The 15,816-nt window shown below is 66.9% G+C and carries 10 protein-coding genes; 9 read left to right on the top strand and 1 reads right to left on the bottom strand.

The annotated features are described in order from the left end of the window. The first annotated feature begins 102 nt into the window (after nucleotides 1–102). The 9 genes from ACZ7KI_RS01360 to ACZ7KI_RS01320 all read left to right on the top strand — a co-directional run bounded on the left by ACZ7KI_RS01360 (nucleotide 103) and on the right by ACZ7KI_RS01320 (nucleotide 13,888). Entirely contained in the window at nucleotides 103–3,195 is a 3,093-nt protein-coding gene (locus ACZ7KI_RS01360; protein ID WP_470271437.1) for a ThuA domain-containing protein, read from the top strand. Continuing rightward, nucleotides 3,195–4,199 carry a sugar phosphate isomerase/epimerase family protein gene (locus tag ACZ7KI_RS01355; RefSeq protein ID WP_125680675.1) on the top strand — a complete coding sequence of 335 codons (1,005 nt, stop codon included), beginning with the start codon at nucleotides 3,195–3,197 and terminating at the stop codon, nucleotides 4,197–4,199. The genes ACZ7KI_RS01360 and ACZ7KI_RS01355 overlap by 1 nt, the downstream gene beginning before the upstream one ends. A 10-nt stretch (nucleotides 4,200–4,209) precedes the next feature. After that, the gene (locus ACZ7KI_RS01350) at nucleotides 4,210–5,094 is read left to right on the top strand and encodes a sugar phosphate isomerase/epimerase family protein (RefSeq protein WP_470271268.1); all 885 of its coding nucleotides are present in this window, start codon (nucleotides 4,210–4,212) and stop codon (nucleotides 5,092–5,094) included. Nucleotides 5,095–5,108: 14 nt separating this feature from the next. Then, entirely contained in the window at nucleotides 5,109–6,125 is a 1,017-nt protein-coding gene (locus ACZ7KI_RS01345; RefSeq protein WP_470271267.1) for a multicopper oxidase domain-containing protein, read from the top strand. A 20-nt stretch (nucleotides 6,126–6,145) separates the two neighbouring features. After that, entirely contained in the window at nucleotides 6,146–10,111 is a 3,966-nt protein-coding gene (locus ACZ7KI_RS01340; protein ID WP_470271266.1) for a ThuA domain-containing protein, read from the top strand. A gap of 69 nt (nucleotides 10,112–10,180) precedes the next feature. Then, nucleotides 10,181–12,064 (top strand): cupredoxin domain-containing protein, encoded by a 1,884-nt coding sequence (locus ACZ7KI_RS01335; RefSeq protein WP_470271265.1) that lies wholly within the window; start codon nucleotides 10,181–10,183, stop codon nucleotides 12,062–12,064. Between the two features lie 87 nt (nucleotides 12,065–12,151). Beyond that, the gene (locus tag ACZ7KI_RS01330) at nucleotides 12,152–13,015 is read left to right on the top strand and encodes a sigma-70 family RNA polymerase sigma factor (RefSeq protein WP_470271264.1); all 864 of its coding nucleotides are present in this window, start codon (nucleotides 12,152–12,154) and stop codon (nucleotides 13,013–13,015) included. A gap of 31 nt (nucleotides 13,016–13,046) precedes the next feature. Continuing rightward, on the top strand, nucleotides 13,047–13,523 hold the full coding sequence (locus ACZ7KI_RS01325) for a carboxymuconolactone decarboxylase family protein (RefSeq protein WP_470271263.1): 477 nt from the start codon (nucleotides 13,047–13,049) through the stop codon (nucleotides 13,521–13,523). Further along, on the top strand, nucleotides 13,523–13,888 hold the full coding sequence (locus ACZ7KI_RS01320; RefSeq protein WP_470271262.1) for a DoxX family protein: 366 nt from the start codon (nucleotides 13,523–13,525) through the stop codon (nucleotides 13,886–13,888). The genes ACZ7KI_RS01325 and ACZ7KI_RS01320 overlap by 1 nt, the downstream gene beginning before the upstream one ends. 64 nt (nucleotides 13,889–13,952) lie before the next feature. Here the strand turns inward: ACZ7KI_RS01320 and ACZ7KI_RS01315 are convergent, their stop codons facing one another. Next, nucleotides 13,953–15,698 (bottom strand): BCCT family transporter, encoded by a 1,746-nt coding sequence (locus ACZ7KI_RS01315; protein WP_470271261.1) that lies wholly within the window; start codon nucleotides 15,696–15,698, stop codon nucleotides 13,953–13,955. Nucleotides 15,699–15,816 lie beyond the last annotated feature (118 nt).

Here is a 15,816-nt window from a genome sequence, read left to right as displayed (position 1 = left end):
GGGAAGCTTCACCCGCATTCCGTTCCTTGATCGCCGTCGCTCATCGAAAGGATCGCTACTGCTATGTCCTTGAAACGACGACTAGGCGTGCTCGTCACGTCGATGGTCACCGCTCTGACAGGCGTCGCGCTACCGGTGCAGATCGCATCGGCGCATGAAGCGGCCACGGTGCTCGTGTTCTCCAAGACCGCGGGCTTCCGGCACGATTCGATCCCCGACGGGATCAAGGCGATCAAGGAACTGGGTGCGCAGCACCACTTCGGGGTGGAGGCGACCGAGGACGCGGCGGCCTTCACCGACGCGAACCTCAAGCGGTTCAACGCGGTGGTCTGGCTTTCCACCACCGGTGACGTGCTGAACGCGGAGCAGCAGGCCGCGTTCGAGCGGTACGTGAAGGGAGGCGGCGGGTACGTGGGTGTGCACGCCGCCTCCGACACCGAATACGACTGGCCCTGGTACGGCGAATTGGTCGGCGCGTATTTCAAGTCGCACCCGCAGATCCAGCAGGCGAACGTGAAGGTCGAAGACCACGAGCACGTTTCCACCGCGGGACTTCCGGAGACCTGGCCGCGCACCGACGAGTGGTACAACTACCGCCAGAACCCGCGCAGCAACGTCCATGTGCTCGCGAGCCTGGACGAGAAGAGCTACCAGCCCGGTCACGGCGCCATGGGCGATCACCCGATCGCCTGGTGCCACGAGAACTCCGGCGGCCGCTCCTGGTACACCGGCGGCGGGCACACCAAGGAGTCCTACGCCGAACCGGCTTTCCGTGATCATCTGGCGGGTGGCATCAAGTACGCCACCAAACTGAGCGAAGCGGGCTGTGCCAAGGAGACCCAGGAAGACCCGGTCGACGCGGACTTCGACCAGATCACCCTGGCCAAGGGCGAGGAGAAGACCGGCGAGCCGATCGCGCTTTCGGTGCTGCCCAACCGCGACGTCCTGCACACTTCGCGGGACGGCCGCGTCTGGTACACCAGCTCTTCCGCGACGACGTCGCTGGCCGGGCAGATCCCCGTCTACAACCACGACGAGGACGGCCTCCAGGGTGTCGCGATCGACCCGGACTTCGCCAAGAACCGCTGGGTCTACCTCTACTACGCGCCCAAGCTGAACACCCCGGCCGGTGACGCGCCGGAGAACGGCACCCCGGCCGACTTCGAACCGTTCAAGGGCTACAACCAGCTCTCGCGGTTCAAGCTGGGCACCGACAACAAGCTCGACCTCGCGAGCGAGCAGAAGATCCTGCAGGTCCCCGCCGAACGCGGCATCTGCTGCCACGCCGGCGGCGAGATCGACTTCGACGCACAAGGCAACCTCTATCTGTCCACAGGGGACGATTCCAACCCGTTCGCCTCCGACGGGTTCACCCCGATCGACGAGCGCGCCGACCGCAACCCGGTGTACGACGCCCAGCGCACCTCGGCCAACACGAACGATCTGCGCGGCAAGGTACTGCGGATCAAGGTCGCCGGGAACGGCTCGTACACGATTCCCCGGGGCAACCTGTTCCCGAAGATCAAGGCCAAGACCCGGCCGGAGATCTACGCGATGGGCTTCCGGAACCCGTTCCGGTTCGCCGTCGACCGCAAGACCGGCTGGCTCCACCTCGCCGACTACGGTCCCGACGCCGGCGCGGCCGATCCGAAACGCGGTCCGGGTGGCACGGTCGAGTTCAACCTGATCAAGAAGCCGGGTAACTACGGCTGGCCGTACTGCGTCGGCGACAACCAGCCGTTCATCGACTACGACTTCGCCACCAAGCAGTCCGGCGCCGCCTTCGACTGCGCCAAGCCGAAGAACACCAGCCCGCGCAACACCGGGCTGACCGACCTGCCCCCGGTTGAGAAGGCCTGGATTCCCTACGACGGCGGTTCGGTGCCCGAGTTCGGCAGCGGTCCGGAGTCCCCGATGGGTGGGCCGGTCTACCAGTACGACGCGAAGAACCCGTCCCTGACCAAGTTCCCGGAGTACTTCAACGGCAAGACCTTCGCCTACGAATGGGAACGCGGCTGGATCAAGGAGATCACCGTCGGCCCGAACGGGGAACGCGGTGCCATCAAGCCGTTCTTCGACTCGATGGAGCTGGTCCGCCCGATGAACGTCGAGTTCGGTCCGGACGGGGCGATGTACGTCCTCGACTACGGCACCGGCTACTTCGGCGGCTCGAAGGAATCCGCGGTCTACCGCATCGACTACACCAAGGGCAGGCGGACGCCGGAGGTCAAGGTGGCCGCGGACAAGACGTCCGGACAGGCGCCGCTGACCGTGAAGCTCGACCCGGCCGGGACGAGCGACCCCGACGGCGGCACGCTCACCTACGCCTGGGACTTCGATGGCAACGGCACGACCGATTCCACCGAAGCGGGCCCGGTTTCCCACACCTACGTCGCGAACGGCCAGTACACGGCGAAGCTTTCGGTCACCGACTCCACCGGGCTGACCGGGGCGGCGAGCGTGGTGGTCACCGTGGGCAACACCGCGCCGGTGGTCACGCTGAAGACGCCGGTCAACGGCAGTGTGTTCAGTTTCGGGGACATGGTCCCGTTCAAGGTCGAGGTGACCGACGCCGAGGACAACCCGATCGACTGCTCGAAGGTGACCGTCGAATACATCCTCGGCCACGAGGGGCACGGGCATCCGTTGAGCCGGGCCACCGGCTGTGAGGGCACCATCGCCACGCCCGCCGACGAAGGCCACGGCGCGGACGCCAACGTGTTCGGGGTCATCAACGCCAGCTACACCGACAACGGCGCCAACGGCGTGCCGGCGCTCACCGGCGAGGCCGAGTCCATCCTGCAGCCGAAGCTGAAGCAGGCCGAGTTCTACAGCCAGTCCAGCGGGATCGAGGTCGTCGGCCACGACGGCGCCAGTGGCGGCAAACGCGTCGGTCACATCGAATCCGGTGACTGGATCAAATTCGACCCGGTGAACCTCACCGGCGTCAGCGGTATCGGCTACCGGGTCTCTTCCGGTGGCGCGGGCGGCACGATCGAGGTGCGCTCGGGCGCGGTGGACGGGCCGCTGGTCCAGACGGTCACCGTCGCCAACACCGGCGGCTGGGACACCTACGCGGACATCCCGGCCTCCGCGATCACCGACCCCGGTGGCACCGGCCCGCTGTTCCTCGTGTTCAAGGGCGGTTCCGGCGGCTTGTTCGATGTAGACGCGATCACTTTCGAGGAGTCCTGATGAGTCGTCCGATCACGCTGTTCACCGGCCAGTGGGCGGATCTGCCGTTCACCGAGGTGTGCAGGCTGGCCAGCGAATGGGGCTATGACGGCCTCGAGATCGCCTGTTCCGGCGACCATTTCGAGGTCGACCGCGCACTGTCCGAAGAGGACTATGTGCCGGGGCGCCTGAAGCTGCTGGCCGACCACGGCCTCAAGGTGTGGGCCATCTCCAACCACCTCGTCGGACAGGCCGTCTGCGACGATCCGATCGACGAACGCCACCAGGCCATCATTCCCTCCCGGGTGTGGGGCGACGGTGAACCGGAAGGCGTCCGGCAGCGGGCCGCGAAGGAGATGGCCGACACCGCCCGCGCGGCGGCGAAACTCGGTGTGGACACGGTGATCGGCTTCACTGGTTCCAAGACCTGGAAGTACGTCGCGATGTTCCCGCCGGTCTCGCAGGCGGTCATCGACGACGGCTACCGGGATTTCGCGGACCGGTGGAACCCGATCCTCGACGTCTTCGACGAGGTCGGCGTGCGGTTCGCGCACGAGGTGCATCCCTCCGAGATCGCCTACGACTACTGGACCACGAAGCGTGCGCTCGAAGCCGTCGGCGACCGTCCGGCGTTCGGGCTGAATTGGGATCCTTCGCATTTCATCTGGCAGGACCTCGACCCGGTCGGTTTCATCCTCGATTTCGCCGACCGGATCTACCACGTGGACTGCAAGGACACCAGGAAGCGGTTCGACGGACGGAACGGAAGGCTCGGCTCGCATCTCCCCTGGGGAGATCCCCGACGCGGCTGGGACTTCGTTTCGACCGGGCACGGCGACGTGCCGTGGGAGGACTGCTTCCGGGCACTGAATTCGATCGGCTACGCCGGTCCGATCTCGGTGGAGTGGGAAGACGCCGGCATGGACCGGCTCCGGGGCGCGGCGGAAGCCGTGACCTTTCTGCGGGGGCTCCTGTTCGACAAGCCGTCGGCGGCCTTCGACGCGGCTTTCAGCAACCAGAAGTGAGGGCGGTTTCATGTGCGGTGAAGAAGCTGAGCGGTTCCACTCTCGACGGTCGCTCCTGCGAGGTGCCGCGACGGCGGCGGTCGCGGTGGGGGCGGCGGTAGCCCTGCCGAGCGTGGCCAGTGCGGCCACTGAGGCCACCGAGGGAGCCGGCCACCACGGTCGGGGCCGGGTCCCGGTGGACAAGATCAGCATCCAGCTCTACTCCCTGCGCACCGCGTTGCAGGCCGATCTGCCGGGAACCCTGTCCGCGCTCGCGGACATCGGCTACCGGAAGGTCGAACTCGCCGGGACCTACGGTCGCACGGCCGAGGAGTTCCGTGGCCTGCTCGACAAGTTCCACCTCCGTGCGACGTCAACGCACACCGGTATCGACGGCGATCTCGACAAGACCATCGCGGACGCGAAGGTCCTCGGGAACACCCGGGCGAACGTGCCGTGGGCCAGCTTCGACACCATCGAAGGCTGGCAGCAGTTCGCCGGACGGCTCGACACGGCCGCGCGGAAGTTCCGCCAGGCCGGGATTCCGCTCGGTTACCACAACCACGCGCACGAATTCGCCCCCATCGGCGGCGTGCGTCCCTACGACGTGCTCACCAGGAACACCAACCCGCGTTACGTGCACCTGGAGATCGACCTGTTCTGGGCGGTGGAAGGCGGGGTCGACCCGGTTTCGCTGTACCGGCAGCACTTCCCGCGCGTGGTGCAGTACCACGTCAAGGACCGGACGGCCGACGGGAAGATGGTCGACCCCGGCAAGGGTGTCATCGATTTCCCGCGCATTTTCTCTCGCACCCGTCCCCACCTGGCCGAATACATCGTTGAGCACGACAACCCCACGGATCCCCTGAGCACCGCCCAGACCGGATTCACCTATCTCCGTAACGTCCGCTTCTGACTGGGGAATCCACAATGGACAAGCACAACCGCGGGCTGTCCCGCAGATCGATGCTCGCGGGCACCGCGGCCGGGGTGATCGCCCCGGTCGTGGTGTCGGCCAGCGCCGGATCGGCACCGGCCGCCGCGGCCGGGATGACCCGCAACATCACCGTGTACGCCGACTACGTTCCCGGCTCGACCCGGGTCGGCTACGGGCTGGAGCCCGGCAAGCCGACGATCCCCGGACCGCTCCTGGAGTGCTACGAGGGTGACACGCTGGTGATCGAACTGGTCAACAACACCGACCAGCGGCTCTCCATCCACCCGCACGGCGTCAACTACGACACCAAATCCGACGGTTCCCCGTTCAACGACTCCTTCAACAAGCCCTACGAGACCAAGACCTACACCTGGAAGACCCGGACGGCCTACCAGGCGGCCAACGGTTTCTGGATGCCGGGCAGCGCGGGCTACTGGCATTACCACGACCACGCGTTCGGCGGCGACCACGGCACCGTGGGCCTGATGAAGGGGCTCTACGGCGGCCTGATCGTGCGCAAACGCGGGGATCTGCTGCCCAGCAAGCAGTTCACCGTGGTGTTCACCGAGATGTGGATCAACCACCAGGTCGCCCCGAACACCCCGATCTTCGAAGCGAACCTCGGGGAACGCGTCGAGTTCATCTGCATCGGGCACGGCAACCTGATGCACACCTTCCACCTGCACGCGCACCGCTGGGCGGACACCCGCACCGGCATGCTCACCAGCGCGACCGACAACGCCCCGATCGTCGACAACAAGACCCTCGACCCCGGCAACTCCTTCGGGTTCCAGGTGATCGCCGGTGACGGCGTCGGCCCGGGCGCGTGGATGTACCACTGCCACGTCCAGCAGCACTCCGACGACGGGATGTCCGGGGTGTTCCTGGTCCGCAACGCCGACGGCGGGATGCCCGCGGGCGCACAGGAGGCGATCGACCGCTTCAAGGGACACCAGCACACCACCACGTCCACTCCGGACGCCACCGGCGCTTCCGCCCACCACCACTAGACTTCGAAAGGAGCGAGAACTTGAGACGAATCTTTTCGCAACGTCGGCTCCGCAGACGGTCACTGGCCGCACTGGCGGTCGGCGCCGTCGTCACCTCCGGGCTTCCGCTGGCCATCGCGCCGGTGACCGCCGAAGCCGCGACGAACGTTCCGGTGAACGTCCTGGTCTTCCACGGCACCGCCGCGGATCAGAAGGACCCCGTCCTGCGTGCCACGGACGCGATCGCGAGCCTCGGCCAGGCGAACGGCATCTCCGTGTCGTCCTCTTCGGACCCCGCGGTGTTCACCGAGGCGAACCTCGCGAAGTACCGCGGCGTCGTCTTCCTTTCCGCGCAGGGCATCACGCTCAACCGTGACCAGGAAACCTCGCTGCAGAACTACATGAAGGCGGGCGGCGGCTTCGTCGGCCTGTCGGACGCGGCGCGGGCACAGGACGGTTCGCAGTGGTTCACCGGGCTGATCGGCGCGCGTCCGGTGGGGGCGCGGCCCACCCCGGAGGCGGTCGCCTCGGTCACGGCGAGCGCGGAGAACCCGCCCAACGAGACCAAGGAAAAGCTGACCGACAACAACGAGAACACCAAGTGGCTGACCTTCTCGCCGACCGGCTGGGTCGCCTACAAGCTGGCCGCCCCGGTCGCCGTGAGCAGCTACGACCTCGTGTCGGCGAACGACTTCCCCGGTCGTAACCCGAAGAACTGGACCTTCCAGGGGTCCAACGACGGCACCACCTGGACCGATCTGGACACCCGCACCAACGAGGTGTTCACCGACACGTTCCAGAGCCGCAAGTTCACCTTCGCCAACACCACGGCGTACTCGAACTACCGGCTGAACATCACCGCCAACGCGGGTGAACCGCTCATCCAGCTGGCCGAGTTCAAGCTGTACAAGGACAACTCGACCACCCCGCCGCCGCCGGAGAGCGCACTGGCCGAGGCCACGGTCGACGTCCTCGACAAGGCGAACCCGACCACCGCGGGACTGCCGCAGAAATGGGTCCGCACCGACCGGTGGCTCAACTGGGAGGTCAACCCGATCGGCACCGTGCACACGGTCGCGCAGGTCGAGGAATCGACCTACAAGCCGGGTGTCGGCGCGAACGGCGCCTTCCACCCGATCTCGTGGTGCCGTGACTACGACGGCGGCCGCTCCTTCTACACCGGGATGGGCCGGACCGAGGCGAGCTACGGCGAAGCCCAGTTCCGCAGCCACCTCCTCGGCGCGCTGAAGTGGACCACCGGCATGGTGCGCGGTGACTGCAAGGCGGGCATCGCGGCCAACTACAAGGTCGAACGCCTGACGGGGATCAACCAGACCGGCCAGCTGGACCAGATCGGCGAGCCGCACGGGCTCACCATCGCGCCGAACGGCCGGGTCTTCTACATCGGCCGCGCGGCCTGCGCCGGCAACGTGGTGCCCGCGCCGAACGACTGGACCAACCCCGAGATCGGCGCCGGCTGCGGCACGATCCACCAGTGGGACCCGGTCACCAAGAAACCGAAGCTGCTCACCACGCTGAAGGTGATGGGCAACCGCGGCAGCGGCGACGAACTGGTCAAGAACGAGGAAGGCCTCCTCGGTCTCGTGCTGGACCCCAAGTTCAGCGAGAACGGCTTCATGTACGCCTACTGGATGCCGCACGCGTCGGTCGACATCGACAAGCGGATCGGCAAGCGCACGGTCTCGCGGTTCACCTACGACCTGAAGAACCAGACGCTGGACCAGGCGACCCGCAAGGACCTGCTGTCGTGGGACGTCCAAATCCACAGCTGCTGCCACGCCGGTGGGGGCATGGACTTCGACAAGGACGGAAACCTCTACATCGGTTCCGGTGACAGCAACTCGTCGCAGGGCTCCAACGGGTACTCCGGCAACAACTGGACCCAGGACTACAAGGGCGTCTCGTTCCAGGACGCGCGCCGCACCGCCGGCAACACCAACAACCTCAACGGGAAGATCCTGCGGATCCACCCGGAGGCGGACGGCACCTACACCAACCCGGCCGGGAACCTGTTCCCCGAGGCGAACGACCCCGGAGACAAGACCAGGCCCGAGATCTACGTGATGGGCGTGCGGAACATCTCGCGTCTGCAAGTCGACAAGAAGACCAACTGGCTGACCGCGGCCTGGGTCGGTCCGGACGCGACCTCGCCCAGCCCGGAACTCGGCCCGGCCAAGTACGAGACCGCCACGATCATCACCGAGGCGGGCAACCACGGCTGGCCGTACTGCATGGGCAACAAGCAGCCCTATCGCGACCGCAGCAGCACCGACGCCGCGGTGCTCACCGGCTGGTACGACTGCGACAACCCGGTCAACACCTCGCCGCGCAACACCGGCCTGGTGAACCTGCCGCCGGTCAAGAAGAACATGATCTGGTACTCGCCGGACGGCGGCGGACCGGTGTTCCCCAACCGGCCCAACAGCTCCGTCCCGACGTACAACGCGGCCGAGGCCACCTACACGCAGCCCTACCTCAAGGGCGGCGGCCAGGCGGTCATGACCGGGCCGACGTACCACCGCGAACTGGTCAACACCACCAGCGGTGTGGCGTGGCCGTCGTACTGGAACGACAAGTGGTTCATCGGTGACCAGAGCAACGGGCAGAACCGGATCGCGGTCACCGTCGACCCGAACGGCGTCCCGAAGCAGGATCCGCCGGTGTTCGCCGAGACCGTGCGGCAGATCATCCCGACCGGTGGTGGCGACACCAAGCTGAACCAGTGGATGGACGCCAAGTTCGGGCCGGACGGCGCGCTGTACGTGCTCGACTACGGCGGCGGCTTCTTCACCCTGACCAACAACCAGAAGCTGCTGAAGATCAGCTACGTCGGCGGCGAGGCGACCCCGTCGGCCGCGGCGGCGTCGACCATGGTGCAGAACAAACCGCTCACCGCGGCCTTCACCGGGTCGAAGTCCGGCGGCGTCTCCTACAAGTGGGAGTTCGGCGACGGCACCATCTCCACCCAGCCCGACCCGCGGCACACCTACCCGCGCACCGGGCTCTACACCGCCAAGCTGACCGTGACCTACGCGGACGGCGAGACGGTGACCACGCGGAACTCGGTGAGCGTCGGTTGTCTCGTGGCGGATTCCGGTGCCACGGTCACCATCGGCGACACCGACACCGGAGTGACCAACCGGAACGCCGGTGGCGGCTGCACGGTCGACGACATGATCGACGACGAGAGCACGTGGACCTCCCACGCCGGTTTCGTCAATCACGTCACCCAGGCCGTGGACCGGCTGGGCGACCTCGGGGTGCTGAACTCGGCCGAGTCGGACAAGATCAACGCCGCGGCCGCCGCCTCGCCCATCGGCAACCCGGGCGTCATCGGCTACGACGCGATCTACGACGGCACGGCCGCGTCGTTCCGCAACTGGTCGCAGGCGCCGTCCGGGCAGTTCGCCATCCAGCCGGACGGGTCACTCCGACCGTCGGGTGGGCTGGGCATGCTGTGGTACTCGGCGCGGCAGTACGGCAACTTCTCGGTGAAGCTGCAGTTCAAGGACATCGCGCCGACAGGCAGCGCGAACAGTGGTGTGTTCGTCCGGTTCCCGGATCCGCGCACTCCGCTGGAGCAGCGTCCGCCGGGCAGCTGCGGCACCGTCGGTTCCGCGAAGACGTCGCAGGCCTGGGTCGCGATCTACTGTGGACACGAGGTCCAGTTGTACGACGGGGCCACCGGTGAGCCGCAGAAGACCGGGTCGATCTACAACTTCGACCCGCGGCCGCTGGACCAGGCGGGTGTGAAGCCGAAGGGGACCTGGAACGAGTACGAGGTCAAGGTCGTCGGGCAGAAGTACACGATCAGCCGCAACGGCGTCGTGATCAACGAGTTCGAGAACGCGCCGGGGATCAACTCGTCGCGGGCGGGCGATCCGTCGACCGACTTCCGGCAGTTCGTCAGCGGGTTCATCGGTCTGCAGAACCACGGTGACAACGACCTGATGGAGTTCCGCAACATCCGGGTGCGGCAGCTGTAGCGCGAAAACCGGCCGGGTGCGACCTCCCTCGCGCCCGGCCGGTCTCCCTGTACGGAAGGTTTCCCTGCGATGTCCCCAAGAACCCTCGTCGTGGCCTTGCTCGCCGCGGCGCTCGCGATCATGGGCCTGGTGTTACCCGGCTCGTCCGCACCCGCCGTCGCCGCACCCGTCCAGACCCTGGAATGGACGGCGGGCGACAGCACCGACCACTATCTCAGCGCGCCCGCCACCGCGGTGGCGGGCGAGACCACGATCCTGTTCAAGAACACCGAAGCCCTCGGCTCGACGATGTCGCACACGCTGACGTTCGACACGTCGACGCCCGGCTACAACCACGACGTCAACCTCAACATCCTCGCCAACCCCTACGACGAGCAGAACGGCGAGCACCAGGCGACGGTGACGCTGACGCCGGGCAAGTACCGGTACTACTGCACGATCCAGGGGCACAGCAAGATGGTCGGTGAGTTCGTCGTCACCGACGGCGGCGGCTCCGACACCACCCCGCCGACGGTCACCGCGAACGTCACCGGCACCAAGGACACCGCCGGGAACTACGTCGGGTCGGCGACGGTGAACCTGGCCGCCACCGACAGTCAGTCCGGTGTGGACAAGGTCGAGTACCAGCTCGACGGCGGCGCTTGGACCGCGTACACGGCGCCCGTGGTGGTCAACAGCGTGGGCTCGCACATGGTCCACTATCGCGCTTCGGACAAGGCCGGCAACGTTTCCCCGGAGGGGATGGCGTCGTTCAGCGTCGTCACCGGCCAGCCAGGGGACACGACACCGCCGACGGTGACCGCCGAGGTGACGGGAACCAAGGACGCTTCGGGGAACTACCTCGACACGGCCACCGTGAAGCTCACCGCGACCGACGCCGGGTCCGGCGTCGACAAGGTCGAGTACAAAGTGGACGAAGGCGCGTGGACGGCGTACACGGCACCGGTCGCGGTGTCCGCGCCGGGGATGCACATGGTCTCCTACCGTGCCTCGGACAAGGCGGGCAATGTCTCACCGGAGGGCATGGCGCACTTCACCGTCGTCAGCAGTGACACGACCGCGCCGACGGTGACGTCCGAGGTGACGGGCACCAAGGACGCCGCGGGCAACTACGTCGGCAAGGCGACCGTGACCCTCGCGGCCACCGACGCGGGTTCGGGTGTCGGCAAGGTCGAGTACAAATTGGACGGTGCCGCCTGGATGACGTACTCGGCGCCGCTCGCGTTGACCGTGGCCGGCGCGCATACGGTGAACTACCGGGCGACGGACAAGGCGGGCAACGTCTCGCCGGAAGGCACGGCGACGTTCACCATCGTCGAAGGCGACGACAGCACCGCGCCGGTCGTTTCCGTGGTGGTGAGCGGTGATCTCGACGGAAGCTGGTCCTACATCGAGGACGCGACCATCAACCTGACCGCGACCGACACCGGGTCCGGTGTGGACAAGATCGAGTACAAACTGGACGGCGGGGCCTGGACGGTCTACACGGCGCCGGTCAAGGTGACCGCGCTCGGCACGCACACGCTGACCTACCGCGCGTCGGACAAGGCGGGCAACGTCTCGGCGGAACAGGGCGGCGCGTTCACCATCGTCGCCGCGCCGCCGGGTCCGGACGCGTGCCCGGACTCCGACCTGCGGGACACCGTGATCCTCGGCTCGGCGGACAGCCAGGTCGAGAACCGTGACACGGGCAACGGCTGCACGATCAACGACGTGCTCGACGACGAGTCGGACTACTCGTCGAACGACCAGTTCGTGGCCTACGTCAGCGCGGTGACGAAGGAACTGCTCGACCGCGAGGTCGTCTCCTCCGACGAGCGGAACCTGATCGTGACGGCGGCGATCGAGTCCGGCATCGGCGGCTCGACCGTCGAGCCCGAGCCGCAGAAGAGGCCGGAGACGAAGAACCCCGGCATGAAGAAGGTCGTGAAGACGCCGATCCGGGACGTCTGAGCCGGATTCAGGAGGGCTCCATCGGTTACCTTTCTCGCGTCGCGCTCGTCATGTCCATGACGGATCAGGCGCGAGAAAGGTAACGACATGACCGGCGAGGCCCTGGCCAGCGCATTCGAGGAACAGCGCGGGCGACTGGTGGCGGTGGCACACCGGATGCTCGGCTCGCGCACAGACGCCGAGGACGCCGTCCAGGAGGCCTGGCTGCGGCTGGCCCGGCAGGACACCGACACGATCGACAACCTCTCCGGCTGGCTGACCACCGTCGTCGGACGGGTCTGCATCGACGTCCTGCGCTCCCGCAAGACCCGCCCCGAGGATTCCTACGACGAGCCGCCCGAGCTGCTTGTGTTCGAGGACTCGCCGGAAGAAGACGCGATGCTCGCCGAGTCGGTCGGGGTGGCGTTGCTCGTGGTGCTCGACACCCTCGGCCCCGCCGAGCGGCTGGCGTTCGTACTGCACGATCTGTTCGCCGTCCCGTTCGCCGAGGTCGGCGAAATCCTCGGCAAATCCCCGGACGCCGCCAAGATGCTCGCCAGCCGCGCGCGCCGGAAGGTGCAGGGACGGCGTCCGGCCGACGAATCGTCGCAGCGTGCCGTGGTCGACGCGTTCCTCGCGGCCGCGCGCGAAGGGGACTTCAAGGGACTGGTCGAGCTGCTCGACCCCGACGTGACCTGGCGTTCGCAGACGCGGCACGGCGAGGTCGTGCGGCTGGGCGCGGCCGAGGTGGCCACGCGCGTGCAGCGCGGGGCGCGCGCCGCCGTCACCACGCGTGCCGCGCTGGTCGGTGGCAAGCCGGGTGTCGTGTCGTGGAGCAAGACCGGCAAACTGCTCGGCGTGATGGCCTGCACGGTCGTCGACGGCCGCATCGTCGAGATCGACTCCGTGAGTGATCCACGTCGCCTCGAGGCCATGGGTGTTACCTCTTGGGAGCCCTCCTCGTCGAAGTAAGTGAACACCGACGAGAAGAAGGAGAAATCCCATGCAGGCAAGGCTGGAAGTCTTCAAGACCGCTCTCGCGCCGAAGCTCGTGAAGCATCTCGTGGCGGCGGCAAAGGTTATCGAAGGCAGCGAACTCCCCGCTGCGACAAAGGAATTGGTGAACATCCGGGCCAGCCAGATCAACGGGTGCGCCGGCTGCCTGGACATGCACACCAAGGACGCCGCGGCGGCGGGGGAGACGGCCGTCAGGCTGAACCTGATCGCGTGCTGGCGTGAAGCGACGGTCTTCACCGAGGCCGAGCGCGCCGCGCTGGAACTCACCGAGGCGGGCTGCCGCATCGCCGACAGCGCCGGTGTCAGCGACGAGGCGTGGGAGGCCGCGGCCAAGCACTACGACGACGAACAGCTCCTGGCACTGACGATGCAGATCGCGCTCATCAACACCTTCAACCGGCTGAACGTCATCACCCGGCAGCCGGCGGGCGACTACACGCCGGGCCAGTTCGCGGGGCATTGATGGACACCGCACTGTGGATCGTCGCCGGTCTGCTGGCCGTCATGTATCTCGTGTCCGGCGTCGGGAAACTGTTCCTGACAAGGGAAACGGTCGCCGGAGTGGCCTCCGGTGCGAGCTGGGTGCTGGATTTCGGCCCCGGCACGGTGAAGGCGATCGGGATGGTCGAGATCCTGGGCGCGGTCGGCCTGGTCCTCCCTGCCTTGCTCGACATCGCGCCGGAATTGGTGCCGCTGGCCGCACTCGGGCTGGCGCTGGTCATGGCCGGGGCGATCGTCCTACGGGTGCGCCGTCGCGAACCCATGATCGCGCTGCTGGATCTCGGCTATCTCGCGTTGTGCGCTTTCGTCGCCATCGGCCGTGCCTGAAGTACATGAAGGCCCCCATCCTCGCGCCTAGGTACAGGATGGGGGCCTTCATGTACTTACGAGCTCAGGAGCGCTGTTTCGAGCGTCCGAGGAGGCGACGGCGGGCGTGGCCGTTGGTGCGTTCCTCGTGGAGTTCCTTCAGCGACACCATCATCGCGTCTTCCTGCTTCATCAGCGGGTCGTTGCGCAGATCCTTCCAGACCGACACGCACAACCCGACCATCACGAACACGAACGGCACCGCGATCAGGATGGTGAGATTCTGCAGACCGGTCAGCGCCTTGTCCCCGCCGACCAGCAGCATCACCGCCGCGACGGCGCCCATCAGCACACCCCAGAAGATGACGACGTTCTTCTTCGGATGCACGCTTCCGCGCTGGGACAAGGTGCCCATCACCACCGACGCCGCGTCCGCACCGGAGACGAAGAAGATGGACACCAGGATCATCACCAGTATCGCGATCGGGATGAACCACGGCAGTGTCTCGAGTAGTTCGAACGTCGCAGACTGGGCACTGCCCGCGCCCGCGATGTCCGTACCGGCCCGCTGCCTGCTGATCGCCGCGCCGCCGAAGATCGCGAACCAGATCAGGCTCACCACGCTCGGGATCGCGATGACGCCGAAGATGAACTGGCGGATGGTGCGGCCGCGGGAGATCCGCGCGATGAACATGCCGACGAAGGGCGTCCACGAGATCCACCACGCCCAGTAGAAGACCGTCCAGCCACCGAGCCAGGTCTGCATCTCGTTGCCGCCGGTCATCCCGGTCCGGCCGGACATCTCCGCCAGTTCGCGGAAGTAGTCGCCGATGGCGCCGGGCACGATGTTGAGGATCAGCACGGTCGGCCCGACCACCAGCACGAACACCGCGAGCACCGCGGCGAGCACCATGTTGATGTTGGACAGCCATTGGATCCCCTTGGCCACCCCGGACACCGCCGAAGCGATGAACGCGATGGTGAGGATCGCGATGATCGCGACCAGCAGGCCCTTGCCGGGGTTGTCGATCCAGCCGACGGCACCGAGACCGCCGCCGACCTGGAGCGCGCCGAGACCGAGGGAGGCGGCCGAACCGAACAGCGTGGCGAAGATCGCCATGATGTCGATCGCCTTGCCCAGCGGGCCTTCGGTGCGCCGCTTGCCGATCAGCGGGGCGAACACCGAACTGATCAGCTGGGTGCGGCCCTTCCGGAAGGTGCTGTAGGCGATCGCGAGGCCGACGACGGCGTAGATCGCCCACGGGTGCACGGTCCAGTGGAACAGTGTCGTGGCCATCGCGGTGTGGACGGCCTCGTCGGAATTCGGGGCCGCGGTGCCCGGTGGCGGGCTCGCGAGGTGGGAGACCGGCTCGTACACGCCGAAGAACATCAGGCCGATGCCCATCCCGGCGCTGAACATCATCGCGATCCACGACGACGTCCGGAATTCGGGAAGTTCCTTGTCCCCGCCGAGGGGGATCCGGCCGTAGCGGCTTATGGCCAGACAGACCGCGAAGAGCACGAAACCGCTCGCGGTGAGAACGAAAGCCCAACCGCCGTAAGGGATCACGGCGTCGTTGAGGAGGGTCGACGCGACTTTCGCGAGGTTCTCCGGCGCGAGCACGCCCCAAAGGATGATCGCGAGCGCGAGCGCCGCCGCCACCCCGAAAACGGTGCGGTCGGTCGAGGCGGGTCGGTCGGCGGCGAGATCGAGGGGGACGTGCTCATCGGGCGGGTGCCCCGGACCTGTCGTATCCGGTGCGTGTGCGAGGTCTGTCGCGGTGTCCGCGACGACCTCTTCTTCCGCTTGCTTACCGTCCTGCGAACTCATGTTCAGCCACGCGCCACTGACGGCGCGTTCTCCTTCCGCCCGAGTTAACCCGTTTGCACCACTGCACCCTAACCAGAAAACTGGTAACCGGCAGAAAATGCGGGCGAAGAGGTTTAGA

It is taken from the genome of Amycolatopsis sp. NPDC039088, assembly GCF_055598845.1.
Note: the sequence above shows the minus strand (reverse complement) of the source record. Positions and strands in the feature narration are given on the sequence as shown.